General features: G+C 70.5%; 27 protein-coding genes and 1 pseudogene. 18 read left to right on the forward strand and 10 right to left on the reverse strand.

The window, feature by feature from the left end; all coding sequences use genetic code 11:
- Positions 1-165: 165 nt before the first annotated feature.
- Positions 166-1,365, forward strand: a complete 1,200-nt coding sequence (locus ACZ4WS_RS35605) for a serine hydrolase domain-containing protein (RefSeq protein WP_467986989.1) — start codon at positions 166-168, stop codon at positions 1,363-1,365.
- On the opposite strand, the gene ACZ4WS_RS35610 is transcribed toward ACZ4WS_RS35605, so the two are convergent.
- Together ACZ4WS_RS35610 and ACZ4WS_RS35615 are read right to left on the reverse strand one after the other, a co-directional pair.
- Positions 1,355-1,885: a hypothetical protein gene (locus ACZ4WS_RS35610; protein WP_467986991.1), complete on the reverse strand. Its 531-nt coding sequence runs from the start codon at positions 1,883-1,885 to the stop codon at positions 1,355-1,357. The genes ACZ4WS_RS35605 and ACZ4WS_RS35610 overlap by 11 nt on opposite strands.
- A 95-nt stretch (positions 1,886-1,980) precedes the next feature.
- Positions 1,981-3,345, reverse strand: a complete 1,365-nt coding sequence (locus tag ACZ4WS_RS35615; RefSeq protein ID WP_467986992.1) for an FAD-dependent oxidoreductase — start codon at positions 3,343-3,345, stop codon at positions 1,981-1,983.
- 107 nt (positions 3,346-3,452) lie between these two features.
- On the opposite strand from ACZ4WS_RS35615, the gene ACZ4WS_RS35620 reads away from it, so the two are divergent.
- Entirely contained in the window at positions 3,453-3,911 is a 459-nt protein-coding gene (locus ACZ4WS_RS35620) for a hypothetical protein (RefSeq protein WP_467986993.1), read from the forward strand.
- 60 nt (positions 3,912-3,971) lie between these two features.
- On the opposite strand, the gene ACZ4WS_RS35625 is transcribed toward ACZ4WS_RS35620, so the two are convergent.
- The 4 genes from ACZ4WS_RS35625 to ACZ4WS_RS35640 all read right to left on the reverse strand — a co-directional run bounded on the left by ACZ4WS_RS35625 (position 3,972) and on the right by ACZ4WS_RS35640 (position 6,390).
- Entirely contained in the window at positions 3,972-4,463 is a 492-nt protein-coding gene (locus tag ACZ4WS_RS35625) for an RNA polymerase sigma factor (protein WP_467986994.1), read from the reverse strand.
- A 97-nt stretch (positions 4,464-4,560) separates the two neighbouring features.
- Positions 4,561-5,175 (reverse strand): class F sortase, encoded by a 615-nt coding sequence (locus ACZ4WS_RS35630; protein ID WP_467986995.1) that lies wholly within the window; start codon positions 5,173-5,175, stop codon positions 4,561-4,563.
- Entirely contained in the window at positions 5,172-5,543 is a 372-nt protein-coding gene (locus ACZ4WS_RS35635) for a sortase-dependent protein (protein WP_467986996.1), read from the reverse strand. The genes ACZ4WS_RS35630 and ACZ4WS_RS35635 overlap by 4 nt, the downstream gene beginning before the upstream one ends.
- Before the next feature lie 238 nt (positions 5,544-5,781).
- Positions 5,782-6,390 carry a TetR/AcrR family transcriptional regulator gene (locus tag ACZ4WS_RS35640; protein WP_467986998.1) on the reverse strand — a complete coding sequence of 203 codons (609 nt, stop codon included), beginning with the start codon at positions 6,388-6,390 and terminating at the stop codon, positions 5,782-5,784.
- A gap of 95 nt (positions 6,391-6,485) precedes the next feature.
- Here ACZ4WS_RS35640 and ACZ4WS_RS35645 point away from each other — a divergent pair, with 95 nt between their 5' ends.
- The 8 genes from ACZ4WS_RS35645 (at position 6,486) to ACZ4WS_RS35680 (ending at position 14,256) form a co-directional block, all read left to right on the forward strand.
- Entirely contained in the window at positions 6,486-7,883 is a 1,398-nt protein-coding gene (locus tag ACZ4WS_RS35645) for a carboxypeptidase regulatory-like domain-containing protein (protein ID WP_467986999.1), read from the forward strand.
- 47 nt (positions 7,884-7,930) lie between these two features.
- Complete coding sequence (locus ACZ4WS_RS35650) at positions 7,931-8,371, forward strand: OsmC family protein (RefSeq protein ID WP_467987000.1); 441 nt, start codon at positions 7,931-7,933, stop codon at positions 8,369-8,371.
- 311 nt (positions 8,372-8,682) lie between these two features.
- Positions 8,683-9,879 (forward strand): exo-beta-N-acetylmuramidase NamZ family protein, encoded by a 1,197-nt coding sequence (locus ACZ4WS_RS35655; protein WP_467987001.1) that lies wholly within the window; start codon positions 8,683-8,685, stop codon positions 9,877-9,879.
- 64 nt (positions 9,880-9,943) lie between these two features.
- A complete protein-coding gene (locus tag ACZ4WS_RS35660; RefSeq protein WP_467987003.1) occupies positions 9,944-10,123 on the forward strand; it encodes a hypothetical protein in 180 nt (59 codons plus the stop codon).
- Entirely contained in the window at positions 10,120-11,100 is a 981-nt protein-coding gene (locus tag ACZ4WS_RS35665; RefSeq protein ID WP_467987004.1) for a GNAT family N-acetyltransferase, read from the forward strand. The genes ACZ4WS_RS35660 and ACZ4WS_RS35665 overlap by 4 nt, the downstream gene beginning before the upstream one ends.
- Entirely contained in the window at positions 11,097-12,437 is a 1,341-nt protein-coding gene (locus ACZ4WS_RS35670) for an ABC transporter substrate-binding protein (RefSeq protein ID WP_467987005.1), read from the forward strand. The genes ACZ4WS_RS35665 and ACZ4WS_RS35670 overlap by 4 nt, the downstream gene beginning before the upstream one ends.
- Positions 12,431-13,390 (forward strand): carbohydrate ABC transporter permease, encoded by a 960-nt coding sequence (locus ACZ4WS_RS35675; protein WP_467987006.1) that lies wholly within the window; start codon positions 12,431-12,433, stop codon positions 13,388-13,390. The genes ACZ4WS_RS35670 and ACZ4WS_RS35675 overlap by 7 nt, the downstream gene beginning before the upstream one ends.
- Positions 13,387-14,256: a carbohydrate ABC transporter permease gene (locus tag ACZ4WS_RS35680; RefSeq protein ID WP_467987007.1), complete on the forward strand. Its 870-nt coding sequence runs from the start codon at positions 13,387-13,389 to the stop codon at positions 14,254-14,256. The genes ACZ4WS_RS35675 and ACZ4WS_RS35680 overlap by 4 nt, the downstream gene beginning before the upstream one ends.
- A 115-nt stretch (positions 14,257-14,371) precedes the next feature.
- On the opposite strand, the gene ACZ4WS_RS35685 is transcribed toward ACZ4WS_RS35680, so the two are convergent.
- The 3 genes from ACZ4WS_RS35685 to ACZ4WS_RS35695 form a co-directional block, all read right to left on the reverse strand.
- On the reverse strand, positions 14,372-15,562 hold the full coding sequence (locus ACZ4WS_RS35685; protein WP_467987008.1) for a polyamine ABC transporter substrate-binding protein: 1,191 nt from the start codon (positions 15,560-15,562) through the stop codon (positions 14,372-14,374).
- A gap of 47 nt (positions 15,563-15,609) precedes the next feature.
- On the reverse strand, positions 15,610-15,879 hold the full coding sequence (locus ACZ4WS_RS35690) for a sensor histidine kinase (protein ID WP_467987009.1): 270 nt from the start codon (positions 15,877-15,879) through the stop codon (positions 15,610-15,612).
- 110 nt (positions 15,880-15,989) lie between these two features.
- A complete protein-coding gene (locus ACZ4WS_RS35695) occupies positions 15,990-17,429 on the reverse strand; it encodes a gamma-aminobutyraldehyde dehydrogenase (protein ID WP_467987010.1) in 1,440 nt (479 codons plus the stop codon).
- A 166-nt stretch (positions 17,430-17,595) separates the two neighbouring features.
- Here ACZ4WS_RS35695 and ACZ4WS_RS35700 point away from each other — a divergent pair, with 166 nt between their 5' ends.
- From ACZ4WS_RS35700 to ACZ4WS_RS35735, 8 genes are all read left to right on the forward strand, one after another.
- Positions 17,596-18,111 carry an Lrp/AsnC family transcriptional regulator gene (locus tag ACZ4WS_RS35700; protein WP_467987011.1) on the forward strand — a complete coding sequence of 172 codons (516 nt, stop codon included), beginning with the start codon at positions 17,596-17,598 and terminating at the stop codon, positions 18,109-18,111.
- The gene (locus ACZ4WS_RS35705; protein WP_467987012.1) at positions 18,096-19,478 is read left to right on the forward strand and encodes an aspartate aminotransferase family protein; all 1,383 of its coding nucleotides are present in this window, start codon (positions 18,096-18,098) and stop codon (positions 19,476-19,478) included. Before ACZ4WS_RS35700 ends, ACZ4WS_RS35705 begins: the two co-directional genes overlap by 16 nt.
- Positions 19,479-19,675: 197 nt before the next feature.
- Positions 19,676-20,413: an ABC transporter ATP-binding protein gene (locus ACZ4WS_RS35710; RefSeq protein ID WP_467987013.1), complete on the forward strand. Its 738-nt coding sequence runs from the start codon at positions 19,676-19,678 to the stop codon at positions 20,411-20,413.
- Positions 20,395-22,080: a hypothetical protein gene (locus tag ACZ4WS_RS35715; protein ID WP_467987015.1), complete on the forward strand. Its 1,686-nt coding sequence runs from the start codon at positions 20,395-20,397 to the stop codon at positions 22,078-22,080. Before ACZ4WS_RS35710 ends, ACZ4WS_RS35715 begins: the two co-directional genes overlap by 19 nt.
- 118 nt (positions 22,081-22,198) lie before the next feature.
- Positions 22,199-22,606 carry a VOC family protein gene (locus tag ACZ4WS_RS35720; RefSeq protein WP_362030450.1) on the forward strand — a complete coding sequence of 136 codons (408 nt, stop codon included), beginning with the start codon at positions 22,199-22,201 and terminating at the stop codon, positions 22,604-22,606.
- A 120-nt stretch (positions 22,607-22,726) separates the two neighbouring features.
- Positions 22,727-23,539: an MFS transporter gene (locus ACZ4WS_RS35725; protein ID WP_467987017.1), complete on the forward strand. Its 813-nt coding sequence runs from the start codon at positions 22,727-22,729 to the stop codon at positions 23,537-23,539.
- The gene (locus ACZ4WS_RS35730; RefSeq protein ID WP_467987018.1) at positions 23,502-24,617 is read left to right on the forward strand and encodes an LOG family protein; all 1,116 of its coding nucleotides are present in this window, start codon (positions 23,502-23,504) and stop codon (positions 24,615-24,617) included. The genes ACZ4WS_RS35725 and ACZ4WS_RS35730 overlap by 38 nt, the downstream gene beginning before the upstream one ends.
- A 148-nt stretch (positions 24,618-24,765) precedes the next feature.
- Positions 24,766-25,449: an LAETG motif-containing sortase-dependent surface protein gene (locus ACZ4WS_RS35735; RefSeq protein WP_467987020.1), complete on the forward strand. Its 684-nt coding sequence runs from the start codon at positions 24,766-24,768 to the stop codon at positions 25,447-25,449.
- 80 nt (positions 25,450-25,529) lie between these two features.
- Here ACZ4WS_RS35735 and ACZ4WS_RS35740 read toward each other — a convergent pair.
- A pseudogene (locus ACZ4WS_RS35740) lies at positions 25,530-26,377 on the reverse strand (maleylpyruvate isomerase N-terminal domain-containing protein).
- Between the last annotated feature and the right edge of the window lie 10 nt (positions 26,378-26,387).

Below are 26,387 nucleotides of genomic sequence, written 5' to 3' on the forward strand. Positions count from 1 at the left end.
GGCGCGATAACAGTTTTTGCGGGGGCGGAACTTTCGGTCTCCCCTAGGGGCGACCCTTGGCCCGATGCGGGGGACGGTGCCCTCCTCGGTGACGATCCCGGGGTGCGCGTACGACCCGAGGATGAACATCGACTTCGACCGCCGCACCGACCTCAGGAGCGCTCAATGCCCGTACGCCGCCCCGCAGTTGCCCTCGCCGCCACGCTCGCCCTCGGCCTCGCCGCCGGACCTCTGAGCGCACCGGCGTTCGCCTCACCCGCCACGCAGAGCGCCACGCGGAATGCCACGCAGAGCGCCGCGCACAACGCCGCGGCGCCCGCACGCACGGCCGGACCCGACGCCGAGGCCCTGCGCGCCGCGCTCGCCGGGCTGCCGGACGCCGACGCGACGGCCGCGCTCGTACGGGTCGGGGGCACCGACGGCGGCTGGCGCGGCAGCGCGGGCGTGCACGACCTGGCGAGCGGCCGGAAGGCGGACCCGAACGCCCTCTTCCGGGCCGGTTCGACCACGAAGGTGGTCACTGCGGCGGTGGTGCTCCAGCTCGCGGCGGAGGGCGAGATCGACCTGGGCACACCCGTGCAGCACTACCTGCCCGAACTGCTGCCGACCGCCTTCGAGCCCATCACCGTACGGCAGTTGCTGAACCACACCAGCGGGATCCAGGCGGGCGACGGCTTCGGCGACTCCTTCGAGGACGCGTACGCCCACCGCTTCGACACCCTCACACCGAAGGAGGTCGTCGCCTCGGCGGTGGCGAAGGGCCCGGAGTTCGCCCCGGGCACCCAGCAGGACTACCTGAACATCAACTACACGGTCCTCGGCATGCTGATCGAGAAGGTGACCGGGCACACGTACGCACGGGAGGCGGCCCACCGGATCCTGCAGCCCGCCGGAATGCGCCACACGTACTTCCCCGGCACCGATCCCCGCATCCACGGGCCGCACAACCACGGCTACCAGGCGGTCGAGCAGGCCGACGGCACGACGAAGTTCGTCGACGTCACCGACTGGAACCAGGCGGACCGCTGGGCGGCGGGCGACATGATCTCCACCACCGCCGACCTGGAACGGCTGATCACCCACCTCTTCCGCGGCGACCTGGTCCCCGGGCCGCAGCTGGAGGAGATGTTCACGGTCCCCTCGGGCATCGAGGGCGCCGACATGAGCGCCGGACTCCAGCGCTTCGAGTACGAGGGCACGGTCTACTGGCTCAAGTCGGGCGCCCGGTACGGCTACAGCGCGGTCGTCCTGGCCACCCGGAACCTCTCCCGCACCCTCGTCTACTCGGTCAACTCGACGGATGCCAAGGGCGAGGGGATGAACCCGGTCGCGCGGCGGATCGCGCTGGCGGCGCTCAAGCGGTGACGGCCCCGGGCGGCGGCGTGGCCACCGGGGTGAGCGCCTCCAGCCGCTTGATCTTCTGCCGTACGACATACAGCGGGATCACGCCGAAGATCCCGAACGACATGTCGATGAGCGTCCACCAGAAGGGGATTCCCCGGACCGGCCCGCAGATCAGCGCGAGCGGGACGATGCCGGCGCAGGCGATCATGCCGAACTCGACGACCCAGATGTTGCGGACCGGGTCTCGGTACGGCCCGTAGAAGGCGACCGCGATGACCAGGTGGGCGAACGCCAGCCAGTCCGTGCCGTACAGCACGAAGGGGTACTTCGCGTCGGTGGCGTCGATCCCGCGCCGTACGCTCTCGATCCAGTCCATCAGGCCGGGGAGGTGCTCCGGCACGGACAGGGACCTCAACAGGTCCTCGGTCCACCGCAGTTCGTGCACCAGGGGGAATGCCGTGGCGCCGCTGAGCACCAGGCAGACGACAAAGAAGACCAGCCACACGCGGATGCCCTTGAGGAGGGCGGCTCTGTCGCTCATGACAGGAGCGTACGCCCTGACTTGAACGTGTTCAAAACCGCCCCCCAGGGGAAGCCGACCGTCACTCCCCCCTACCTCCGGGGGAGTTGGGATGCCTATGCGCCGCTCGCCTTGAGCATGTCCTCACGCTCGACGAGCTTCACGCGCTCGCGGCCCTGCGGTTCGCCCAGCGCCTTCTCCGCGGCGTCCAGCTGGTACCAGCCCTCCCAGGTGGTGAAGCGGACGTCCCGCTCGCCGAGGAACGCGTCCACGGCCTCCGGGTCGGGCGAAGCGGGAGTGTGCAGACGGCCGTTCGCGTGGTCGTCCAGCAGGTTGGCGACCGTCTCGTTGGCGTCGCCCTTGGTGTGGCCGATCAGACCCACGGGGCCGCGCCGGATCCAGCCGGTGACGTACGTCGACTGCAGGTGCTCGCCGGCGTCTTCGATGACCCGGCCGCCCTCGTCGGGAACCGTGCCCGACTCGACGTCCCAGGGCAGCTTGGGCAGCTTGTCGGAAAGGTAGCCGACGGCGCGGTAGACCGCGCCGAGGTCCCAGTCCTTGAACTCGCCGGTGCCCTTGACGTTGCCGGTGCCGTCGAGGGCGGTGCGCTCGGTGCGCAGGCCGACGACCTTGCCGTCCTCGCCGAGGATCTCGGTCGGCGACTCGAAGAAGTGCAGGAACAGCTTGTGCGGCCGGTCGCCGACGTCGCGGATGGCCCAGTTCTCCAGCGTCTTGGCGACCATGTCGGCCTGCTTGTTGCCGCGCCGGGTCGTGATCGAGCCCTCGTCGTAGTCGATGTCCTCGGGGTCGACGATGACCTCGATGTTCGGGGAGTGGTCCAGCTCCCGCAGCTCCATCGGGCTGAACTTCGCCTGCGCCGGGCCACGGCGGCCGAAGACGTGGACCTCAAGGGCCTTGTTGGCCTTCAGTCCGTCGTAGACGTTCGGCGGGATCTCGGTCGGCAGCAGCTCGTCCGCGGTCTTGGCCAGGATGCGCGCCACGTCGAGCGCGACGTTGCCGACGCCGAGGACGGCGACCTTCTCCGCCTCCAGCGGCCAGGTCCGCTCCACGTCCGGGTGCCCGTCGTACCAGGAGACGAAGTCCGCCGCGCCGTACGAGCCGTCGAGGTGGATGCCGGGTATGTCGAGCGCCCGGTCGGCCGTCGCGCCCGTGGAGAAGATCACCGCGTCGTAGAAGGCGCGCAGGTCGTCCAGGTTGATGTCCCCCGGGTAGTCGACATTGCCGAAGAGGCGGATCTGCGGCTTGTCGAGCACCTGGTGCAGGGCCGTGATGATGCCCTTGATCCGCGGGTGGTCGGGGGCGACGCCGTAGCGGATCAGGCCGAACGGGGCCGGCATCCGCTCGAAGAGGTCGATGGACACGCCGGGCTCGAGGGCCACCGCGGATTTCAGCAGCGCATCGGCGGCGTAGATCCCGGCGGGGCCGGCTCCGACAATGGCTACCCGCAGAGGGCGAGGCATGATCAGGTTCCCTTCGAGCAGGGGCAGGAGGACTCGCCGGGAAGCCTAAACTAAGGCAAACCTAAGTCTGTAGTCGGGTCCGATGTATGACCTCATAAAGCTGACTTATGCCCCTGCCTTATGACCCGGCTTCGGCAGCCGTGGCCGACGAGCCGCGACTGGGCGTGGCGTCGGCCCCGCTCCGAACCGCCGACGGATCGACGGATGCCGAGGTCGGTGTCGGTGTCGGTGTCGCCGTCGGCGCGGGGGTGGGGACGGCCGCACGGGTCGGGGTGGCGGAGCTGTTCGGGGTTGGGCTGACGGTCCGGGTCCCCTGGGTCGGGCGGGTATGGACGGGCTCGGGCGACGCCGAGGGGCTGGGCGGGGCCGAAGGGCTGGTCACGGGCGGCGGGGCTAGCGGGACCGTCGGGGAGGCGGGCGACTCGTGTGTCGCCAAACGGAGCGGCAGCGCGATGACCGCGGCGACGGCGCACGACAGGCCGACCCCGGCCGCGGCGCGCAGCAGCCGGCGGCGGGCCGCACCGCGGCGGATCACCTCGTATCGGCCGGGAGGCGGGCCGAGGTAGTCGGAGGTGGGCCGCAGGATGACGGCGAGGGGGTCGTCGGGTTCAAAGTCCGGACCGTCGTCAGAGTGTGTGATCAAGACTTCTCCTCAGGTGGGCGCGGAGCAGTTCGCGGGCCGCGTGGAGGTCGGCCTTGATGGTTCCTTCCTTGCGCCCGGTCAGCACGGACACCTCCCGGATCGGCATGTCAGCGTAGTAGTGCAGCAGGATCGGGACGCGTAGTCGTTCCGGCAGCGACTGCACGAGCAGGCGTACCGACGGGTCGGCCTGTTCGGTCTGCGGGCGGACGGCGGCTTCGGCGGTGGCGCGGTGCACGGCCTTGCGTTCGCGTTCGAGCTTGCGCCAGTGGTCCCGGACGAGGTTGGCCGCGGTGACATAGAGGAAGCCCCGGGGCTCGGCCACGGATGTCCAGCGGGCCCAGAGCCGGGTGAACGCCTCCGAGGCGATCTCGTGGGCCGTCTCGTCGTCGTCGACCAGCCGACGGCACCAGCCGGCGAGGCGCGGGTAGAGGGCGGCGAACAGCTCGGACGCTGCCTTCTCGCGGGACCGTTTCAACGTTCTCCATGGGGGGCGAGAGGGGGGCGGGAGCACTCGTAGGGAAGACCCCGGGCCGACGGCGTACGTTCCATCGGCCCGGGACCGGAATGACGGGTCAGGGGTTTGCGGAGCTCAACGTCGCGAAGACGATCACGTTGTCGAGGTATCCGTCACCGGTACGAGGCCCACCGCAGGTGATGAGCCGCAGCTCCGGCCGGTCCACGTCCCCGTACACCGCGTCCGACGGAAACTCCGCCTTGGTGACCGTCCGCACGGAGCTGACGGCGAACACCGCCGACGTGCCGTTCTCCAGGCGCGCCACGATCCGGTCGCCCCGGTGCAGCCCCCCGAGGTGCCGGAACACCCCGTCCCCGTAGGAACCGACCGTGACATGGCCGAGGATCACCGACGGGCCGGTCTGACCCGGCGTCGGCGAGTGCCGGTACCAGCCCGCCCGGTCGTGCGCCGTGATCGGCGGCACCTGCACGCTGCCGTCCGAGGCCAGCCCCAGCCGTATGACCGGGGTGTCGACCCCGATGGCTGGGATCTGCAGCCGGACCGGGGCCGAACGGCCCAGGGAGTGCGTCGACTTCGCGGGGGACCGCGAGGAGGACGACGGCGTGCTCGCGGGGTGTCCAGTCGTGGCCCGGTCGGCCTGGTGACCACCGCAGCCCACGAGCAGCGACGCCATCGCCGCGGTGGCGAAGGCGCGCCTGGAGGGCAGGCTCATGCCCCGTTCGCCCGCCGGCGCCGTACGAGCAGGACCGCCCCACCGCCCACGACGACCGCGGCGGCAGCGCCCCCGCCGATCAGCGGGCCCGCGCTCCCGGATCCCGACGACGCCGGAGCCACACCGGTGTCCGGTGCTCCGCTGGGTACGACGGAGACCTGGCCCGGGGACGGCGCCCGGGTCGGCTCGGCGCTCGCGGCCCTGCTCGGGGTGGCGGTCGGTGCAGCGCTCGGGGCGGTGGTCGGAGCGGCGCTCGGGGCGGTGGTGGCGCTCGGGGTCGCGGTCGCCCCGTCGGCGAATGCGGGCACCGCGCCCGCCAGCACGGCGGTGCAAGCAAGTGCCATGGCACTGAGGCCGGTTCGGCGCATGAATCGCTCTCTTTCGTCGGTCCGCCCGCCCGGTGACCCGGCGGGCTGAATTACGGATCGAGCGGAGAGACGAGGCAGCGACAGGGCGGGTTGTAAAGAGACGGCAAAGCCGTAATGGGCGGGGCGCCGTAATGGGCGGGGCGCCGTAATGGGCGGGGCGCCGTAACGGACGGGGCGTTGTTTCTGACGGCGTTGTTTCTGACGTGCGGTCAGCGCCGCCGTCGTGGTGACCCCGCCCTCAGGCGGTCTGCGGCTCCCAGGACAGCCCGTTGCGGACCAGGTCGACCGCCCGGTTGAGCACGGTGACCGCGTCGTCGCCGGAATCGGGCTGCCAGCAGGCGACGGCCGCCTGTTGGGCGGCGAAGGCGACCGCCGCGGTGGTGCGGACGTACAGGTCGTTCTCCGGCAGGCCGGTGCGGGTCGCGACCGCCGCGATGACCGCGTCCTCGACCGCGCGGTTCGTCTGGGCGATCCGCGGGAGCAGTTCGGGGCGCTCGCGCAGCAACGCCGCGCGCCCCAGCAGGATCCCGCCGGTGGTGAGCTCGCCCAGACGCTCGGCGAGCACCGCGTGGATCGCTTCCAGCGGGGTCTCGTGCGCGGGGCGGTCGATGATCCGCTGCTGGATCAGGGAGGGGATGCCCTCCTCCAGCAGGAACACCGCCTCCTCCTTGGTGGAGAAGTAGTTGAAGAAGGTGCGGGGAGACACACCCGCGTCCGCGCAGATGTCCTCGACCGTGACCGCGTCCGGGCCGTGCCGATGGAAAAGGGCCACCGCCGAGCTCTGCAAAGCCCTTCTGGTCGCCCGCTTCTTGCGCTCACGCAAGCCGTCCGGGGGTCTGGTCGTCACGGTGCCATCACACTCCGGGGTCGGCTGCCGGCTGCCATAAGTTACAGTACTGCAAATATGCAGCACTGCAAGTTTTTCTATCCCAGGAGAGCCGCATGGCAGAACAGACCGAGCAGCCGCCGGGCCCGTCCCCGGCCAGAACCCTGGCCGAGGCCCTGTGGTTTCCGGCGGCCCTCTTCCTCGGGTTCCTGTTCTGCTTCGCCCCCGCCCTGCACGCACCGCAGCCGAACCACGTGAAGGTCGTGGTCGCGGATCCGGCTGTCGAGCGGAGGATCGACAGCGAGCTGCGGCGGCAGTACCCCGGCGGTTTCGACGTCACGGCGGTGGCCGACGGCCCGGCGGCCCGGCAGGCGGTGCGGGACCGGGACGCGTCCGCGGGCTTCGCCGCCGACCGTCGGCATCCGGTGCTGTACGTGGCCCAGGCCAACGGAATGTCGCTCGAGCAGACGTTGCGCACTGCGTTCACCGAAGTCGCCGCCCGAGGCCACCAGCAGCTCACGGTCGAGGACGTGGCGCCCACCGTGCGCAAGGACCTGATGGGCTCGACCGTGGTCTACTTCGCGATCGCCTGGAGCATCCCCGGCTACATCCTCGCGACGACCCTGCTGCGGGCGGTGACCTTCAGCCGACGCAGGAAGCTGCTGACGATCGCGGGAGTCGCCGCCCTGTTCAGCGTCGTCGGCTACCTGATCGGCACGGGCCTCGGCTACCTGCCCACCAACCCCTCCACCATGGCGATCTCCTTCCTGCTCACCACGGCCGTGGCCACCTTCGCCTCAGGCCTGGCCCCCTTCGCCAGGCAGTTCTTCCCCGCGGTGGGCATGGGCCTGTTCATCGTGCTGAGCATCCCCACCAGCGGCGGCCCGGTGCCCGCCCCGATGCTGCCGACGTTCTTCCAGTACGTGCACGCGGTGATGCCCCTGGCCAACGCGGTCGACGCGCTGCGCGGAGCCCTCTACTTCGACGGGGCCGGGGTACTCAAGCCCGTCCTGATGCTGTGCGCGTGGATCGCCGCGGGCGCCGCCCTGCTGGGCCTCGACGCCTGGCTGCGAAACCGCGGGACCGCAGGACCGTACGGCGACGGCGACCAGGACGAGATCGAGGAGCCCCCGGTGGACGACCCGGCCTTGGAAACGCCGATCCCCACCGCGCTCCCCGTCCACCGCCACCACCACTTCGGCGAGCCGGTGCCGATGCTCGTCGGCACCGTCCACGACTCCGAGCAGCAGCCCGTCCGCGGTGCCTCGGTGATCGTGCTGGACGCCTCGGGCCGGCAACTGCTGCGTACCACGACCGACGAACACGGGGAGTACGCCGCGACCGGTCTCCCCGAGGGGTATCTCGGCATCGTGGTCTCGTCCGCCGGGCGGAATCCGCTGGTCCATCAGAAGCTGCTGCGCCCCGGTACGGTCGTCCGGGCGGACTTCGCGTTGCGCAGTCGGTGGGACATGGCGTCGTCGAACACCGGCGCGGTCAGCCCTGACCTGCGGTGATCCCCTCCCCAAGGCGGTCCACGCAGCGCGACACTACTCTCGGCGGCATGACCGACAACACCCTGCGCTCTGTCACCGTCGAGCGGACCGGCACCGGCCACTTCACCGCGACGAACGCCCGCGGCGGGGCCATCAGCTTCGGCACCGGCTCCGATCACCACGGCAGCACCGACTTCACACCGGTCGAGCTGTTGCTCGCCGCGATCGGGGGCTGCACCGCGGCCGACGTCGATGTCGCCACCAGCCGCCACGCAGAGCCCACCGGTTTCGCCGTCACCGTGACCGGCGACAAGATCAGCGACGAGCTCGGCAACCGGCTGACCGACCTCGTGGTCACCTTCTCCGTCGCCTTCCCGGACGGCGAACCCGGCGACCGCGCCCGCGCGATCCTCCCCCGGGCGGTCAAGAGCTCGCACGACCGGCTCTGCACGGTCAGCCGCACGGTCGAGATCGGCACGCCCGTCACGGCGACGGTCACGAACGCCTGACCCCACCGGGACCGAACGCCACCGCTCACCTCACGTCATGTACTCGACGTCGACGCCCGGCGGTGCCGCCGCACGTCGTAGAGCTGCCAGTAGTACGGACCGGTGTCATCGGTGTGGTCGATTCCGGCCAGGATCTCGTCACCGCGCGGATCGTCGCGCTCGACGTGCGCCCCGCGGTTCGGGCCGAGGTGAGGGAGAGATGCCGGGCCCCCTTCGGGGGCAACTGTTGGTGAGTAATTGAAAAATTCCAGGACATACAAGTAAATTTCCGTCTACTGCTTCGAGAGGTCACCGGCAGACGGGGGCAAAGGATGAGCACGGACGACCGCGTCGCGGTGACGACCGGGATCGCACGACTGCACGCGTCGCCCGGACTTGCCGGGCCCGGCCGGCTCGGGCTGGTGACCAACCACACCGGCGTCCTCCCCGACCTGCGCCCGGCCGCGCCCGCGCTGCTCGAGGCCGGCGCGCAACTGGTCGCCCTGTTCGGTCCCGAGCACGGGCTGCACGGCACCGGCCAGGCAGGCGAGAGCGAGGCCGCTCAGGCGGACCCCACCACCGGCCTGCCGGTCCACGACACATACCGGTGCGGCGGCGAGCACCTCGACGCACTGCTGCTCGGCAGCGGCGTCGACGCCCTGGTGTACAACCTGCAGGACATCGGGGCCAGGTTCTACACCTACGTGTGGACCATGTTCGACCTGATGGTCTCGGCGGCCCGTACGGGCGTACGGTTCGTGGTCGCCGACCGGCCGAATCCCCTCGGTGGACTCGTCAGCGAGGGCCCGCTGCTCGACCCGGCGTGGGCCAGCTTCGTCGGGCGCGCCCCGGTACCCGTCCGGCACGGCCTCACCTGCGGCGAACTCGCTCGGCATCTCAACACCTCGATTGTGCCCCAAGTAGCGGGCAGAGCCGCCGACTTGACGGTGATCGAGGCCCTCGGCTGGCAGCGCGCCATGGACGCGGAGGCCACCGGCCTGCCGTGGGTCGCGCCCTCGCCGAACATTCCGACGCCCGCCACTGCCACCGTCTACCCCGGCACCTGCCTGTTCGAGGGGACGAATCTCTCGGAGGGCCGTGGTACCACGCAGCCCTTCGAGATCGTCGGGGCCCCGTACATCGACGCGCGGTTCGCGCCCTCGCTCGCCGAACTCGCCCTGCCGGGAGTGCACTTCCGTGATCTGCGGTACGTACCGACCTTCCACAAACACGCCGGACGGCCGCTGCGCGGGGTCCAGCTCCACATCACCGACCGCGAGGCGTTCGCTCCCGTGCGTACCGCCATCGCGATGCTCGCGACGCTGCGGCGGCTGTACCCGGACAACTTCGCCTGGCGCACCCCGGACGGCGGCGTGGAGGGGACCGGCCATCGTCACTTCATCGACCTGCTGTGGGGGTCCGACCGGTTGCGGCACGCCGTCGACGCGGGCGACGACCCACTACCGACGTGCGATCCGCCGGCGCCGCCCGGCCGGTGGGCCGGCGACGACGTGCTGCTCTACTCCTGAGACCTCCTGCCCCGACGCCGCGCACAGCCCCGTCGCCGACGCCTCGGACGCCGTCCTCACCACGGTGGTCCGTGAATCGGAACCGCGCTCGGGCGCGACGGCCGGCGGCGTCGCCCAACTCGCCATCGTGGACTGCGTCCTGACCGCCGTGGCGCAGCGCACCCCCCACCAGACCGAGGCAGTGCTGCGGGCGACGTTCGACGCCGTCCGTGACCTGCGTATGGAAGGACAACCCCGTCGATGACCGATCGCACGACGAAATCCCGGACCGAGATTCGTGGCTTTCGCGCCGGCGACGGCCCGCAGTTGGTGGAGGCGTGGCGCCGGAGTGCGCCGGCCGACCCCATCGCCCCGGACCGCTTCCGCTCCCTGGTGCTGCTCGACGCCAACTTCGATCCGGAGGGGCTTCGGGTCGCCCTCGACGGCGACCGTGTCGTCGGCGCGGCCTACGCGGTGCGCCGTCTGACGCCGATGACCGGCACCGACCTGGAGCCGGAGCAGGGCTGGATCCCGTTCTTCTTCGTCGACCCGGCCGTCCGCGGGCGCGGCCTGGGCCGCCGACTGCTGACCGACGCCCTCGACTGGCTGCACCGCCACGGCCGTACCCGGGTGGACTTCTCCTCGTACACCCCGAACTACGTCCTCCCCGGCCTGGACGCCGAGGCGTACCCGGAAGCGGCCGGGCTCCTCGAGTCCCTGGGCTTTCGCACGCTGTACGAGGCGGCGGCGATGGACCGCGGCCTGGTCGGCTATCGCATCCCGGAGGATGTCGCGTGCCGCTTGGACGAACTGACGGCGCAGGGCTACCGGTTCGCTACCCCGTGCGACGACGACCTGGTGGACTTGTTCGCGCTCGCCGGGAACCACTTCGGCCCGGACTGGGCGTGCATGATCCGGGACTGTCTGGCCGTGGGCACGCCGCTCGACCGGATCGTCGTCGCCCGGGATCCCTCGGGCCGGCTGGTCGGCTGGGCGATGCACGGCACGTTCGAATCGGTGGACGAGCGGTTCGGCCCGCTCGGCGTGCTGGAGGAGATGCGCGGCACCGGACTCGGCAAGGTCCTGCTCCACCTCGTCCTGGAGCGGATGCGGGCGCGCCGTGCGCACTCCGCGTGGTTCCTGTGGACCGGCGAGCAGTCCCCGGCGGGCCACCTGTACCGCAAGAGCGGTTTCACCACGACCCGGGTGTTCCGCGTAATGCGCCGGGAGGCCGCCGGATGACGCCGTCACGCCGCACCGCCGGCCTGAGTCGCCGTCACTTCGCGCTCGCGCTCCCCTCGGCGCTGCTCGCCTCCGGATGCGCCGCGCCGCACCAGGGCACCGGGCGGCCCGGGGATCCGAGCGTCCTCACCCTGCTCTCCCACTACGCGAGCGGGGAACTCAAGGAGGCCCTGCAGGGCCCGGTCGACGAGTGGAACGCCACTCACGACCGGGTCAAGGTGCGGACGACGGCAGTCGAGTTCACGGACCTGCTGACCACGTTCATGGTCCGGCAGGCCGCCGGCCAGGGCGCCGACATCATCCAGCCGTACTGCCTGTGGAACGGCCAGCTCGTCCAGGCCGGCGTCCTGCGGCCCGCTCCGTCCGAGCACGCCGAGGAGATCACGCGCGGCTACGGCGAGGCCGCGGTCGGCTCCTCGTCGGTGGGGGGCAAGGTCTACGGCTACCCCACCGAGGTGCAGACGTACGCCCTCTACTACAACAAGCGGCTGCTGCGCGAGGCCGGCATCGACGGCCCTCCGCGCACCTGGCGGGAGCTGGAGGAGACGGCCTACCGCACCACCAAGCGGGACCGGTACGGCAACACGCTGGTCCAGGGGTTCGGGCTGTCGACCTACGACGACTCCACCACCGTCGGCCAGACGCTCGCCCTGCTCAACGCCGCCGGCGGAACCTTCGTCTCCGCGGACGGCAGGAGCACCGCCATCGACTCGCCGGCCGGCCGGGCCGTGTTCGACCTGGAGCACCGCCTCGTCGTCAAAGGTGCGAGCGCCCCCGGCGTCAACGTCTACAAGGCGTTCCAGTCCGGGCAGGTGGCCATGGTGGTCAGCGCCGGCTGGTGGACCGGGAGCCTGAAGGCCCAGATGGGCAAGGACTACCGCGATGTCGGCGTCGCGCCGCTGCCCGTCCCCGAGGCGGACGACGCGCGCGCCACGCTCTCCACCGGCTTCATGCTGGGGGTCAACGCGGCCAGTGAGCACCCGCGCGAGGCCTGGGACTTCCTGCGCTGGCTCAACACCGAGAAGGTGAGCGTGAAGAGCGCCAAGAAGGGCGCGACAGCGACCCGGATGAGCTCCCTGCAGGTGTCGGTCGGCTCCCTGACCGGCCGCGCCGACGACATGCGGACGCTCCTGAGCGAGGGCAGCGATCCGAACCTGCGCCCGTTCCTGGACGCGCTGGCGTACGCGGTGCCGGAGCCGAATGTGCCGGGCGCGCAGCAGGCCAAGTCGCTGCTGCGCAAGAACATCGAGGCGTTGTGGACCGGTCAGCAGTCGGTCGACGAGGCACTGCGCACCACCCGCCGTCAGGTCGATCAGGAGGTGTCGCGCTCATGGTGAACACCCTGGCGCCGGAGACGACTGAGCGGGCGCACAGCCCGCGGTCCGTCGTGCCCGCCGTCGACGGCCGCGGCCGGACCCGGCGCCGCCAGGCGGTCGTCGCCTATCTCTTCCTGGCGCCGACGTTGCTGTTCTTCGCGGTCTTCCTGATCCTGCCGCTCGGCTTCGCGCTGCTGCTGTCGATGTCTCGCTGGGCCGGGTTCGACCTCGGCGACATCGATCCGGTCGGCCTGGACAATTTCGCCGACCTCTTCGCGGACGGATCGACGTTCCTGGCGCCGATCCTCACCAATACGCTGCTGTTCGCCCTGGGCACCGTGGTCCTCGCGCTCGCCGGCTCCGTGCTCGTCGCCACCTGCATCGACAACCTGCGGTTCCAGGGGCTGTGGCGCACCCTGTACTTCCTGCCGATCGTCACGACCGTCGTCGCCGTCGGCAACGTATGGAAGTACATGTACGAGCCGGGCGGGCTTGTCAACGGCGTCCTCAACGCCCTCGGTCTCGGCTCGGTGGCGTTCCTCCAGGACCCGGACACCGCGCTGCCCTCGGTCGTGGTCGTACAGGCCTGGGCCTCGGTCGGCTCGGCGATCCTCATCCTGACCGCCGGGCTGAAGTCCATTCCCGAGTCGTACTACGAGGCCGCCGCGCTCGACGGCGCCGGGCCCGTCACCGTCTTCTGGAAGATCACACTGCCGCTGCTGCGGCCGTCCCTGCTGTTCGTGTGCATCACCCAGTTCATCACCGGCCTGCAGTCGTTCGCGCTGATCATCGTGATGACCAAGGGCGGGCCGGGTGACGCGACCAATGTGGCCGCGCTGGAGATGTACCGGCAGGCCTTCTCGTACGGCGACTGGGGCACTGCGAGCGCCGCCGCCTTCGTGCTGTTCGTGGTGGTCCTCATGGTCACCCTGGTGCAGTTGTGGATCTTCCGGCGCAAAGGGGAGGACGCATGACCCGACGCCGTTTCCCGTGGTTCTCGTATCTGGTGGTCGTGACCGGCGCCGTGCTCACGGTGGTGCCGTTCCTCGACATGGTGATGACGTCCTTCAAGGGGCCTGGCGAGTCCGGCACGCTGCCGTACCGGTTCCTGCCCGAGGCGTTCGACCCGTCCAACTACCGGGCGGCGTTCGACCAGCTCGATCTGCCGGTGCTCTTCCGCAACAGCGTCATCGCCACCGCTGTGATCACCGGATCGGTGCTGCTCACGTCGTCACTGGCCGGCTACGCGCTCGCCAAACTCCGCTTCCCCGGCCGGAACTTCATCTTCCGCCTTGTGCTGTCGACGATGATGTTCCCCCCGTTCCTCTTCTTCATCCCGCACTTCCTGATCCTGGTGCACTGGCCGCTGGCGGGCGGCAACGACCTGTTCGGGCGCGGCGGCGCGGGCCTGACCGTCAGCATCGCGGCGCTCGCCATGCCGTTCCTCGTCAACGGCTTCGGGATCTTCCTGACGCGCCAGTTCATGGTCGCGATCCCGGACGAGGTCCTCGAGGCCGCGCGCATCGACGGGGCCGGCGAGTTCGCCGTGTGGTGGCGGATCGTGGTGCCGCAGACCAAGCCGGTCCTGGTGACGCTCGGGCTGCTGACCTTCGTCGACGCCTGGAACGAGTACATCTGGGCGCTGCTCGTCTCGACCGCCAACCCGGACGTGATGACCCTGCCCGTCGGCATCCAGCTCCTGCAGGACTACGTCGACCCGACCCGCACGATGCCCATCGTCATGGCCGGCCTCGTCCTGAGCATCCTGCCGGTCCTGATCCTCTTCCTGCTGCTGCAGAAGCACTACATCCGCGGCGTCATGCTCAGCGGCCTCAAGTAAGAGCACATCCGTGACCGGCGCGAAAACGAAGACGATCCTCGCCATCGGCGGCCGCATCGGCGACATGGACCTCGCCGCAGGCCCCTTGCCGGCCGAGCACATCCTCAACGGGCAACTAGAGCCCCGCGATCGCGTTCCACCGCTTCGCGAACTCGGTCCGTTCGGTGGACGTGATGTCGCGGGCGATCACGAGCCGCTTCCGCATGGCGGCGTTGGGGAAGATGAGCGGGTTGTCGGCGAGGGCGGCCGTGTCCTCGTCCTTGGAGGAGGCGAGGACGTCCTGGGCGGCCGGGACCGGGCAGACGTAGTTGACCCAGGACGCCAGCTCGGCGGCGACGTTCGGGTCGTAGTAGTAGTCGACGAGCTTCTCCGCGTTGGCCTTGTGGCGGGCCAGGTTGGGGATCATCAGCGAGTCGGACCACAGCTCGGCGCCCTCCTCGGGGACGACGAAGCGGATGTCCGGGTTGTCCGCCTGGAGCTGGATCACGTCACCCGAGTACGCCTGACAGGCCAGGACGTCCCCGCTGACCAGGTCCTTGGTGTAGTCGTTGCCCGTGAAGCGGCGGATCTGGCCGCTGTGCACGTACTTCTCGACCTGGTCGCACACCTGGTCGAAGTCGTCGGCCTTCCACTGGGTGATGTCGACGCCGTTGCCCTGCATGAGCAGCGCGAACGCCTCGTCGAGGCCGGAGAGCAGGGTGACCCGGCCCTTGAGGTCGTCCGCCCACAGATCCGAGACGTGCTTGATCTCGCGGCCGAGCTTGCGGCGGTTGTAGGCGAGGCCGGTGATTCCCGACTGCCACGGCACCGTCGACTTGCGGCCGGGGTCGAAGGCGGGCGAACGCAGCAGCGGGTCAAGGTACTTGGTGACGTTCGGCTGCTGGGCCCGGTCCATCTCCTGGACCCAGCCGAGGCGGACGAAGCGCGCGCACATCCAGTCGCTGATGACGATCAGATCACGGCCCGTCTGCTGGTGGTTCATCAGGGACGGGCTGATCTTGCCGAAGAACTCGTCGTTGTCGTTGATCTCCTCGATGTAGTCGACGGAGATCCCGGTGCGCTTCTCGAAGGCCTCCAGGGTGGGCCGCTTCGTGGTGTCCTTGTCGTCGGTGTCGATGTACAGCGGCCAGTTCGCCCACGTCAGCCGCTTGTCGCGGAGGGAGAGGTCGGTCCCGGCCCGGTCGCCGGGCGACACATAGGCGGCGGGTACCCCGCAGCCGGCGAGCGCGCCGAGCGCGGCACCACCGCCGAGGGCGCGCAGCAGGGACCGGCGGGACAGGGGCGAGGTCTTCCGAATCACTGGCACCCGGGCAGCATGCCGTCACCGGCCCTGCCGGAACAATGGACGCTGCGTCAAGAGGTCGCGCACCGACCCGACACCCTGTCGATCAGTTCGTACGCGGTCCCACAGAGTGCCGGAAGCGTGACCTTGACGCTCAAGCCGCCCTCCGGGCGGGGCCACGCCGCGACCGAACAGCCGTGCGCGGTGGCGACGGCCGCGACGATGGACAGGCCGAGACCGTCACGCTTCCGGACGCGTTCGGCGCCGAGGCGGCGGAACGGCTGGAAGAGCCAGGCCACCTGGTCGGGCGGGATCACCGGACCGCTGTTGGCGTGGAGCACGTAGGCCGCTCTCCAGCAGCAGCAAGAACGCCTGACCACCACGGAGGGGGGAACACCGCGGCCCCGGACGGGATCAACTCCCGTCCGGGGCCGCGCGGTTCCTGCTGCGATCAGCCGTCCAGCGACGTCATCACGTGCTTGATGCGCGTGTAGTCGTCGAAGCCGTACGCCGAAAGGTCCTTGCCGTAGCCGGACTTCTTGAAGCCGCCGTGCGGCATCTCGGCGACCAGCGGGATGTGGGTGTTGATCCACACGCAGCCGAAGTCCAGGGACTTCGACAGGCGCATCGCCCGCCCGTGGTCCTTCGTCCACACCGAGGACGCGAGGGCGTAGTCCACGCCGTTCGCCCACTCGATGGCCTGCGCCTCGTCCGTGAAGGACTGGACGGTGATGACGGGGCCGAAGACCTCGTTCTGGATGATCTCGTCGTCCTGCTTGAGGCCGGAGACGACGGTGGCGGCGTAGAAGTAGCCCTTCTCGCCGACCCGGTGGCCGCCCGCCTCGACCTTGGCATGGGCGGGCAGGCGCTCGATGAACCCGGTGACCTGCTGGAGCTGGTTGGGGTTGTTGAGCGGGCCGTACAGCACGTCCTCGTCGTCCGGCTGGCCGGTCTTGGTGTCGGCGGCGGCCTTGGCGAGGGCGGTGACGAACTCGTCGTGGATGGACTCCTGGACGAGGACGCGGGTGGCGGCCGTACAGTCCTGGCCCGCGTTGAAGAAGCCCGCGACCGAGATGTCCTCGACGGCCTTGGCGATGTCGGTGTCCTCGAAGACGACGACCGGGGCCTTGCCGCCCAGCTCCAGGTGGACGCGCTTGAGGTCCTTGGACGCCGACTCGGCGACGGACATGCCCGCGCGCACGGAGCCGGTGATGGAGGCCATCGCCGGGGTGTGGTGCTCGACCATCGCGCGGCCGGTGTCGCGGTCGCCGCAGATGACGTTGAAGACGCCCTTGGGGAGGATGGAGCCGATGATGTCGGCGATCAGGACCGTGGAGGCGGGGGTGGTGTCCGAGGGCTTGAGGACGACCGTGTTGCCCGCGGCGAGCGCCGGGGCGAACTTCCACACGGCCATCATCATCGGGTAGTTCCACGGCGCGACCTGGGCACAGACGCCGATCGGCTCGCGGCGGATGATCGAGGTCATGCCCTCCATGTACTCGCCGGCCGAACGGCCCTCGAGCATGCGGGCGGCACCCGCGAAGAAGCGGATCTGGTCCACCATCGGCGGGATTTCCTCGGACCGGGTCAGCCCGATCGGCTTGCCGGTGTTCTCCACCTCGGCCGCGATCAGTTCCTCGGCGCGCTCCTCGAAGGCGTCCGCGATCTTCAGGAGGGCCTTCTGGCGCTCGCCGGGGGTCTGGTCGCGCCAGGCCGGGAAGGCCTCGGCGGCGGCCGCCATGGCGGCGTCGACGTCCGCCTGTCCGGACAGCGGCGCGGTCGCGTACGCCTCACCGTTCGCCGGGTTGACCACTTCGGTGGTCCGTCCGTCGGCGGCGTCCCGGAACTCACCGTCGATGTAATTGCGCAGACGACGCAGCTCGGTGCTCACTGCCGGCCCTCCAAGTTTCGGGTGTCCAATCACTGAGACACCCACCCTAATCCGTGCCCCCACGTTTTCAACACCCCTGATCGCCTCAGAACTGCGAAATCCGCAAGACACGTACCCGAAAACAACGAATTTCATCGCTACGGCCTTGCGGAACTGTCGAGACGTCGTGCACAGTGAGGGCGTGGCCAGTCGAAGCGCAGACCCCAGGGACTCCCGCGAGTCCAGGAACGGAAGTCCCCAGCTGGACTCCGTCTCCCTCGCCATCATCGAGCAGCTCCAGCAGGACGGACGCCGCCCGTACGCCGCGATCGGCAAGGCCGTCGGCCTCTCCGAGGCGGCCGTGCGCCAGCGCGTCCAGAAGCTGCTCGACCAGGGCGTGATGCAGATCGTCGCCGTCACGGACCCGCTCACCGTGGGTTTCCGCAGGCAGGCGATGGTGGGCATCAATGTCGAGGGTGACCTCGAGCCGGTGGCCGACGCGCTGACGGCCATGCCGGAAGTCGAGTACGTGGTGATGACCGCGGGCTCGTTCGACCTCCTCGTAGAAGTCGTCTGCGAGGACGACGACCACCTGCTGGACGTCATCAACAAACGCATCCGGGCGCTGCCCGGAGTGCGCTCCACCGAGAGCTTCGTCTACCTGAAGCTCAAGAAGCAGACCTACATGTGGGGAACCCGATAGCCGTGAGCACCAAGGACCTCAGCAAGACCGCGTACGACCACCTGTGGATGCACTTCACCCGCATGTCCTCGTACGAGAACGCGCCCGTTCCCACCATCGTCCGTGGTGAGGGCACCTACATCTACGACGACAAGGGCAAGCGCTATCTCGACGGTCTCGCGGGCCTGTTCGTGGTCCAGGCGGGCCACGGTCGCGTGGAGCTGGCCGAGACCGCCTTCAAGCAGGCGCAGGAGCTGGCCTTCTTCCCGATCTGGTCCTACGCCCACCCGAAGGCCGTCGAGCTCGCCGAGCGCCTCGCGCACTATGCGCCGGGCGACCTGAACAAGGTGTTCTTCTCCACGGGCGGCGGCGAGGCCGTCGAAACCGCGTGGAAGCTGGCGAAGCAGTACCACAAGCTCAACGGCAACCACACGAAGTACAAGGTCATCTCGCGCGCGGTCGCCTACCACGGCACCCCGCAGGGCGCCCTGTCCATCACGGGTCTGCCGGCCCTGAAGGCCCCCTTCGAGCCGCTCGTACCGGGCGCGCACAAGGTCCCGAACACGAACATCTACCGCGCCCCGATCCACGGCGACGACCCCGAGGCCTTCGGCCGCTGGGCCGCCGACCAGATCGAGCAGGAGATCCTCTTCGAGGGCCCGGAGACCGTCGCCGCGGTCTTCCTCGAGCCGGTGCAGAACGCCGGTGGCTGCTTCCCGCCGCCGCCCGGGTACTTCCAGCGCGTGCGCGAGATCTGCGACCAGTACGACGTGCTGCTCGTCTCGGACGAGGTCATCTGCGCCTTCGGCCGCCTCGGCACGATGTTCGCCTGTGACAAGTTCGGCTACATCCCGGACATCATCACCTGCGCCAAGGGCATGACCTCGGGTTACTCCCCGATCGGTGCCACCATCGTCTCGGACCGGATCGCCGAGCCGTTCTACAAGGGCGACAACACCTTCCTGCACGGCTACACCTTCGGCGGCCACCCGGTCTCCGCGGCCGTGGCACTCACCAACCTCGACATCTTCGAGCGTGAGGGCCTCAACCAGCACGTGCTGGACAACGAGGGCGCGTTCCTCTCGACGCTCCAGAAGCTGCACGACCTGCCGATCGTCGGCGACGTCCGCGGCAACGGCTTCTTCTACGGCATCGAGCTGGTGAAGGACAAGGCCACCAAGGAGACCTTCACGGACGAGGAGTCGGAGCGCGTGCTCTACGGCTTCGTCTCCAAGAAGCTCTTCGAGTACGGCCTCTACTGCCGCGCCGACGACCGCGGTGACCCGGTCATCCAGCTGTCGCCGCCGCTGATCTCCGACCAGTCGACCTTCGACGAGATCGAGGGGATCGTCCGTCAGGTGCTGACGGAGGCGTGGACGAAGCTGTGATCGACGCGTAACTGATCAGCTGATCAACATCGGCCCCGGTGCCGTCCGTTCGAGTGAGAAACGGCGGCCCGGGGCCGCGTGCTGTCCGGCCGCCCGCCGCCGAATCCCTAGCGTGCCCAGTGACCGATCGGCCCTGCCTTCGTTCCCCCGACCGGGGGACTCAGCAGCGCAAATCAGATCTGAACGAGGTGTACGCGATGGTGGCCCCGCCGGACAACGACGTGCTCTGGGCACGCTCCCTGCACGTCAAGCACAACGGCTCGCCCGCGCTCAGCGGTGTCTCGCTCCACATCCGCGAGGGCGAGATCCTCGCCGTCGGCGGCCCGCGCGGCAGCGGCAAGACGACCCTCCTCCAGTGCCTGTCGGGCCAGCTGCTGCCCCAGCAGGGCGAGGTCTGGTTCAACAGCACGCCCGTGCACACCATGGGCCCGCTCACCCGCGAACGGCTGCGCCGCGACCGCTTCGGCTGGATCGACCCGGCGCCCGTCCTGCTCCCCGAGCTGAACGCCTGGGAGAACGCAGCGCTGCCCCTGATGCTGCGCGGCTGCGCACGCCGGGCCGCCAAGACCGCCGCCCTGGAATGGCTGGAGCGCCTCGACATCGGCGGCTGCGCCCGCAAACGCCCGCACGCCCTGCTCCAGGCCGAGCGGCAGCGCGTCGCCATCGCCCGCGCGCTGGTCCCCTCCCCGACCGTGCTCTTCGCCGACGAACCGACCGCCCCGCTGTACCGCGCCGACCGCGCCCACGTACTGCGCACGCTCACCTCGGCGGCCCGCACGCACGGCATCACCGTCGTCCTGGCCACCCACGAAGCGGAGACCGCGGCGCTCGCCGACCGCACGGTGTCGCTGCTCGACGGACGGCGCGTGAACACCGTCCACCTGCCCCCGGTCGCCGAGACGGAAGGCCGGGCCGCGTGCTCGCTCTCCGTCTAGCCCGCGGGGCACATCCCCTGGTCCAGCTCCGCCGGCTCCTGGTCGCCGCGGCCTCGGCGGGCACCGGTTTCCTGCTGCTGTGCACGCTGGGGTACGCGATGTCGCATCCGGACGCCTCGGCCGCCAGCGTGCTGCGCCTGGCCTGGTGCGTCGCCCCGCTCGCCGCCACGGTGTACTTCGCGGTCGCGGTCGCCCGCACCGACCCCGGCACCCGCCCGCGCCCCGGCCTCGCGGCCATCGGCCTCGGAACGGGCCGCCTGATGGCCGTCTCCACCGTCACCACGGCCCTGTCCACCACCCTCGGCTCGATGCTCGCCCTGCTCTTCTTCCTGCACCTGCGCGGCGACCTGACGGGCATGCCGTTCGACGGCGCGGCGGCCGAGTTCCTCGCCGCCGACAAGCCCCTCCCGCTGCCCGCGGCCCTCACGCTGCTGGCCCTGCTGCCGATCGCGGCCTCCGCGGCGGTGGCACTGGTCCTGCGGCCGCGAGGCGGGCAGCCGCAGGGAGCCGTGTGGTCGTACGGCCGCACATGGACCGCGGCACGGCAGAGCGCGACGCGGAACGCCCCCGGACGCGGGGCCCGGGGCGGCGGTCGGCACGCGGGGGGCGGTCGCGGCGCGTCCGGTCTCCCCGGCGCCGACGGGTACGAACACACGGGTGCGTACGGCGGCACAGCCGCCCTCGGTGACCCGGGCGCCCGCGACGGCTCCGGCGCCGACGGGGACGGGGCCGCGGCAGCGCACGCCGGCGGAGATGCCTACGGGACCCCGAGCGCGCACGACCACGGCGATCTGGACGCGGCCGCCCTCGACAGCTCCGACTTCCACTGGACCGCCGAGGCGTTTGCCGGTGGAGAGGCCCAGCAGAACCTGGGCACGCACGCGGACCCCGTGGTCCTTGACCACCCCGGCACCGACCGGCACGCAGCCGCCGACGACCACCCCGGCGCCCTCGGCGACCCAGCCCCGTATGGCGAATCCGGCACACCGGAGCGCTCCGCCGACCGCCCCGGTCGCCGCCCGAGGCCCGAGCTGGACCCGCGCCAATTCCCACCCCTGGAGTCCACTCCCAGCGGTCTCCCCTGGGGCGCCGCCGCACTCGCGGCAGGCCTGGCCGTGGAGATGTACGGGAGCCGTCCGGGCCCGGCCCCCGGTCTCGCACTGCCCGGCGGTTTCGCGGGCGGCCCGGTCGGAGTGCTGGTCGGCTGGGTGCTGACCGCGGTCGGCCTGGCGCTGGCCGGGCCCGCGATCACGTACCTGTGCGGGGGGCTGCTCCAGGCCGTACGGCCCGGGGCGCTGCGGCTGCTCGCCGGCCGCGTGCTGCAGACGGAGTCACGGCGCATCGGGCAACCGCTCGGCGTGGTCTGCGCGGTGGCGTCGGGCGGGTACGCCATGGCGGCGCTGTACACCGGCGCGCGCCCGGACTTCGGTCCGCTGACCACCCTCGGCGCGCTGCTGGTCGCGGGGTGCACCCTGCTGACGCTGGCGACGGCCGCCGTCGAGGCCAAGCAGGCGCGCGCGGACACCACGGCGGCGCTGCTGCGGCTGGGGGCGCCCGCCACGATGCTCCGCGGCGCCGCGGCCCTGCGCGTCGGCGCGCTGCTCGCCCTGTTCGCCCCGCTGACCTGGGCGGTCGCCGAGCTGGCCGCGCTGCCTCTGGTCCACTGATCCCCGTACGAAGCGATCGATGAACCCCGTACGGAAAAAGGTCCGCGTCGAGCGATGAGTTCCGGGCGGGCCTCCGGTCTACCCATCCGAACGGCACACCACCGACGGGAGACTCCTCATGTACCAGCAGATGATCTTCGTGAACCTGCCCGTGGCCGACGTCGACACCTCGAAGAAGTTCTTCACCGAGCTCGGCTACACAATCAACCCGCAGTTCACGACGGACGACTGCGCCTGCGTGGTGATCAGCGACACGATCATCGCGATGATGCTGAGCAAGCAGCGCTACGCGGACTTCACGAAGAAGCAGATCGCGGACTCGACGAAGACCAGCGAGGTGCTGCTGTGTCTGAGCGCCGAGAGCCGCGAGAAGGTCGACGAACTGGTCGACGGCGCGATCGCGGCGGGCGGCACGGCGACCGGCGAGACCCAGGACCACGGCTTCATGTACGGCCGCGCCTTCGACGACCCGGACGGCCACACCTGGGAGGTCATGTGGATGGACCCGGCGGCGGTGCAGGGCTGAGGTCAGCGGCCCGCCACCTCCGGCGCTCCCTGCCGATCCGCCACCTCCGGCGCTCCCTGCCGATCCGCCGCCTCCGGCAGTCCCTTCCGGATTGCCGCCGGTGTTGACAGAGTCCCGCGGATGCGGCTGATCAATCGCGACTTCACCTTCCTCTGGGCCGGTCAACTCGTGTCCCAGGTCGGTGACTTCGTCTTCAGCACCACACTGTCCCTCTGGGTCGGCGCCATCCTCCTTCAGGGGCGTGCCTACGCACCCGCCGCGGTCTCCGCGCTGATCGCGATGGTCTCCGTGGGCACGCTGCTGGCCGGCCCGGTCGCCGGTGTGTTCGTGGACCGCTGGGACTGCCGGCGGACCATGCTCGGAGCGGACCTGGTGCGGGCGGGGCTGATCGGCGCGCTCACCGTCGTCGCGTTTCTGCCGGACGGGACGCTGTCGTCCACGGCCGTCCTGGTTCTCGTCTATGTGACGGTGCTGCTGGCGACCTGTGCGGCACAGTTCTTCAATCCGGCCAGGTTCGCGCTGCTCGGCGACGTGGTGGAGCTCAGGGAGCGGGGCCGCGCGGCGGGCATCGGCCAGGCGACCCAGGCGATCGCCACCATCTCGGGCCCGCCGCTGGCCGCGCCGCTGCTGCTGACCGCGGGCATCCGCTGGGCCCTGCTGCTGAACGCCCTGTCGTTCGCGGCCTCGTTCGCCGCGGTACGCGCGGTCCGCACCCGGCCGCAGGAGCGTACGAGGGCCACGGCCACCGGATTCGCGGGCATCCGCAGGGAGTTCGCCTCGAGGCCCGCGCCGTCTGGTCCCGTCGCACGGTCAGGGCCCCGCCCCCGGTCTCGCTCCCGCCCCCGGTCCCGGTCCGGAACCAGGCCCGTACACCCGCAGGCCCTAGCATGGCCGCGTGCAGCCGACACCCCTCCACGCCTCCCGCGACCGTGAGATCGAGTCCCTCGCCGAGTTCGACGAGGTCGTCTCGGCGGGCGGCTCGCTCACCCAATTCCGTGTTCAGGCAGTCGATCTGACGGACCGCACGGCGGCTCTGCTGTCCGTGGACACCGCGGGCGCCGTCTTCCTGGGCTGCCCGATGGACCCCGAGGCGGCGGCGAAGGTGCGGGCCGCGGGCGCGCTGGTCTTCCCGCCCGTGCCCGGACTGCCCTTCGACCCGTACCGGGGCCTGCTCTACTCCCCCGACGAGCTCTTCGAGTCGCTCGACGCGGGCTACGAGGCGACACCCGACGCCCGCGCGTACGCCTGGTTCCAGCAGACCAAGGCCGACGGGGACGTCTTCGCGTCGATGCTGCGCGCGATCCACGACGACTCCGTCTCGGAAGCGCTCGACGAACTCCTCGTCGGCGCACGGGTGGTGGGTGTGATGGGCGGCCACGCGATGGGGCGCGGCACGGAGGCGTACGAGGGGGCGGCGCGGCTCGGTCGTGAGCTGGCGCGCGCCGGTTTCACGGTCGCCACCGGCGGCGGACCGGGCGCGATGGAGGCGGCGAACCTGGGCGCGTACGCGGCGTCCTTCGAGGACGAGACGCTCGCCGAAGCTCTCCAACTCCTCGCCAAGGTTCCGTCGTTCGTCCCCTCGGTGACCGACTGGGCGCGCGCCGCCTTCGACGTCCGGGAGCGCTGGCCCTCCGGTGGCACCTCGGTCGGCATTCCCACCTGGTTCTACGGCCACGAGCCGCCGAACGCCTTCGCCTCGCACATCGCCAAGTACTTCGCCAACGCGACCCGCGAGGACGGCCTGCTGGCCCGCTCGAACGCGGGCGTTGTCTTCCTGCCGGGCGCCGCCGGGACCGTACAGGAGATCTTCGACAACGCGACCCCGAACTACTACGAATCCCGTGGCGAACCCACCCCCATGGTCCTCGTGAACCGCGCGCACTGGACCGAGAAGCACCCCACCTGGCCCCTCCTCCAGTCGCTGGCCCGGGAGCGCTCGATGGAGTCCCGAATCGCGCTGGTCGACCGGATCGAGGACGCTCCGGGGGCGCTCAAACGCCTCGGTGGTTAATGACAAGGCAAAGCCAATGCCCGGGCAGGGCATATGCATTGACAGCCCTTGGGCGGCACTTATAAACCTGTGAGGCTCCTGGGGGTCCTGTTGCCACGTCAGAGCCCCCTTTCACCCCCCGCAGTTGCGCATCCCGTGAAGGGCAATCGTGTCCATATCTCGCCGTACCGCACGTTCCGTGCGCATCCTCGGTGTTGCCTCCGCCACAGCCGCGCTCGCGCTCGGCGTCGCGGGCAACGCAATGGCCTGCAACATTCGTGACTTCTCGGCCGTCGCCTCCTGCGACGACAACGGGAAGGGCATCATCACCGTCACCGACACGGACTCCTCGGGCAAGGAGGCCACTGTCTCGGTCTACCTCGAGTCGAACGGCGCCGACGAGAAGCTCGTCGGCACCCAGACGGTCACGGGCACCCGCGAGGGCGCCACCGTCACCTTCTCCGAGGACTGGGCCGCGAACGCCCAGTACCGCGTCCACATCAAGGCCGGGGGCATCGTCGACGAGGACATCTCCCCGGACCTGACCGCGCCGTCCTCGGCGTGCAAGTCCACCGAGACGCCTTCGCCTTCGGAGACCCCGAAGCCGTCGGAGACGCCTTCCGCGTCGGAGACTCCTTCCGCGACCCCGTCGGAGAAGGAGAGCAGCAGCACCGCCCCCGCGACGACGGGCGACAACTCCCCGTCCCCCGCGGCCGGTGACTCCAACCTCGCCGAGACCGGTGCCAACTCCAACACCGGCATGATCGCCGGTATCGCCGGCGCGCTCGTCGTGGTCGGTGGCGGAGCGGTGTTCTTCGGTATGCGCCGCCGTAGCGCCTCGAAGGCCGGCTGACCCGCAGGCACACACCGTACGAACGGGTGGCCCGTCCCCTCGACGAGGGGGCGGGCCACCCGCGTATGCGGTAATCGCGCCTAACCGAAGGTCGCGCGCTCCAGCCAGAACTCCAGCAGCTCCCGCTCCCCCAGCACCTCCAACTGCCCGCCGTCCAGGGGCAGTCGGCGGTAGAAGCTCAGCAGTACGTCCGTGAGCGGGCCGCGCAGCGCCACGGTCGCCTTCTCATGGCCCCGGCGCCAGGCGACGCCTTTCTCGGTGAGCTCGATGACCCTCCCCCACCCTTCGGGCGGGGTGACCCCCATCTCGCTTCGCTCGGCGTTCAGTCCGGGAGTGGTGTCGGTGGCGTGGAGGTGGATGCTGCGCCCCGGGCCGACCAGTTCGCTCGCCTCGTCGTGCGGCTGCGTCCGCTGCACGAACTCGATGATCCCCGTCCACTCGTCGATCGCGTCCGCCGCCAGGTCGGCGTCGACCTCGTACGGCAGCCCGGCGGCTCGGCGGCCAGCCTCGCGTCGGCGCGGTGGATCGCCGGCTCGTGCGTCATCCGGCGCGCCCAGAACCCGGAGTTGAGGACCCCGGCCCACCCCCACACATGCGTGTCGGGCCCCGCCTCCCGCAGCGTGCCGACGAGCATCTCGCCGGTCTCGGCGAGCCAGGCGTCCAGGGCCGCGGGGTCCCCCTCGGCCTCGGGACCCCCGGCGAGGGGAGTCTCCTCTTCGGGGATGTGCTCCTGCGCCCGGGTACGGACGAGCTGCTCGACCCAGGGCAGCGCTCCGCCCGTGTGCCGCACGAGCTGTTCCAGCGACCAGTCCGGGCAGGTCGGCACGGTGGCGGACAGCGTGGCACCGTCCGAGGTCAGCACATCCCTCAACTGCCGTACCTGCAGCTCGATCGCATCGCAGTAGCGCTCATGTCCGAGTGGCGTCATGCCCCGCACC

Source organism: Streptomyces sp. NPDC029292 (assembly GCF_055569295.1).

Coding starts and splice junctions, on each gene's coding strand:
- ACZ4WS_RS35630 (WP_467986995.1), bottom strand. CDS start 5,175: ATGAGCCTGCCCTCCAGGCGCGCCTTCGCCACCGCGGCGATGGCGTCG.
- ACZ4WS_RS35620 (WP_467986993.1), top strand. CDS start 3,453: ATGCCCCTGCCTTATGACCCGGCTTCGGCAGCCGTGGCCGACGAGCCG.
- ACZ4WS_RS35710 (WP_467987013.1), top strand. CDS start 19,676: ATGGTGGCCCCGCCGGACAACGACGTGCTCTGGGCACGCTCCCTGCAC.
- ACZ4WS_RS35665 (WP_467987004.1), top strand. CDS start 10,120: ATGACCGATCGCACGACGAAATCCCGGACCGAGATTCGTGGCTTTCGC.
- ACZ4WS_RS35670 (WP_467987005.1), top strand. CDS start 11,097: ATGACGCCGTCACGCCGCACCGCCGGCCTGAGTCGCCGTCACTTCGCG.
- ACZ4WS_RS35720 (WP_362030450.1), top strand. CDS start 22,199: ATGTACCAGCAGATGATCTTCGTGAACCTGCCCGTGGCCGACGTCGAC.
- ACZ4WS_RS35610 (WP_467986991.1), bottom strand. CDS start 1,885: ATGAGCGACAGAGCCGCCCTCCTCAAGGGCATCCGCGTGTGGCTGGTC.
- ACZ4WS_RS35650 (WP_467987000.1), top strand. CDS start 7,931: ATGACCGACAACACCCTGCGCTCTGTCACCGTCGAGCGGACCGGCACC.
- ACZ4WS_RS35605 (WP_467986989.1), top strand. CDS start 166: ATGCCCGTACGCCGCCCCGCAGTTGCCCTCGCCGCCACGCTCGCCCTC.
- ACZ4WS_RS35645 (WP_467986999.1), top strand. CDS start 6,486: ATGGCAGAACAGACCGAGCAGCCGCCGGGCCCGTCCCCGGCCAGAACC.
- ACZ4WS_RS35635 (WP_467986996.1), bottom strand. CDS start 5,543: ATGCGCCGAACCGGCCTCAGTGCCATGGCACTTGCTTGCACCGCCGTG.
- ACZ4WS_RS35615 (WP_467986992.1), bottom strand. CDS start 3,345: ATGCCTCGCCCTCTGCGGGTAGCCATTGTCGGAGCCGGCCCCGCCGGG.
- ACZ4WS_RS35655 (WP_467987001.1), top strand. CDS start 8,683: ATGAGCACGGACGACCGCGTCGCGGTGACGACCGGGATCGCACGACTG.
- ACZ4WS_RS35680 (WP_467987007.1), top strand. CDS start 13,387: ATGACCCGACGCCGTTTCCCGTGGTTCTCGTATCTGGTGGTCGTGACC.
- ACZ4WS_RS35725 (WP_467987017.1), top strand. CDS start 22,727: ATGCGGCTGATCAATCGCGACTTCACCTTCCTCTGGGCCGGTCAACTC.
- ACZ4WS_RS35675 (WP_467987006.1), top strand. CDS start 12,431: ATGGTGAACACCCTGGCGCCGGAGACGACTGAGCGGGCGCACAGCCCG.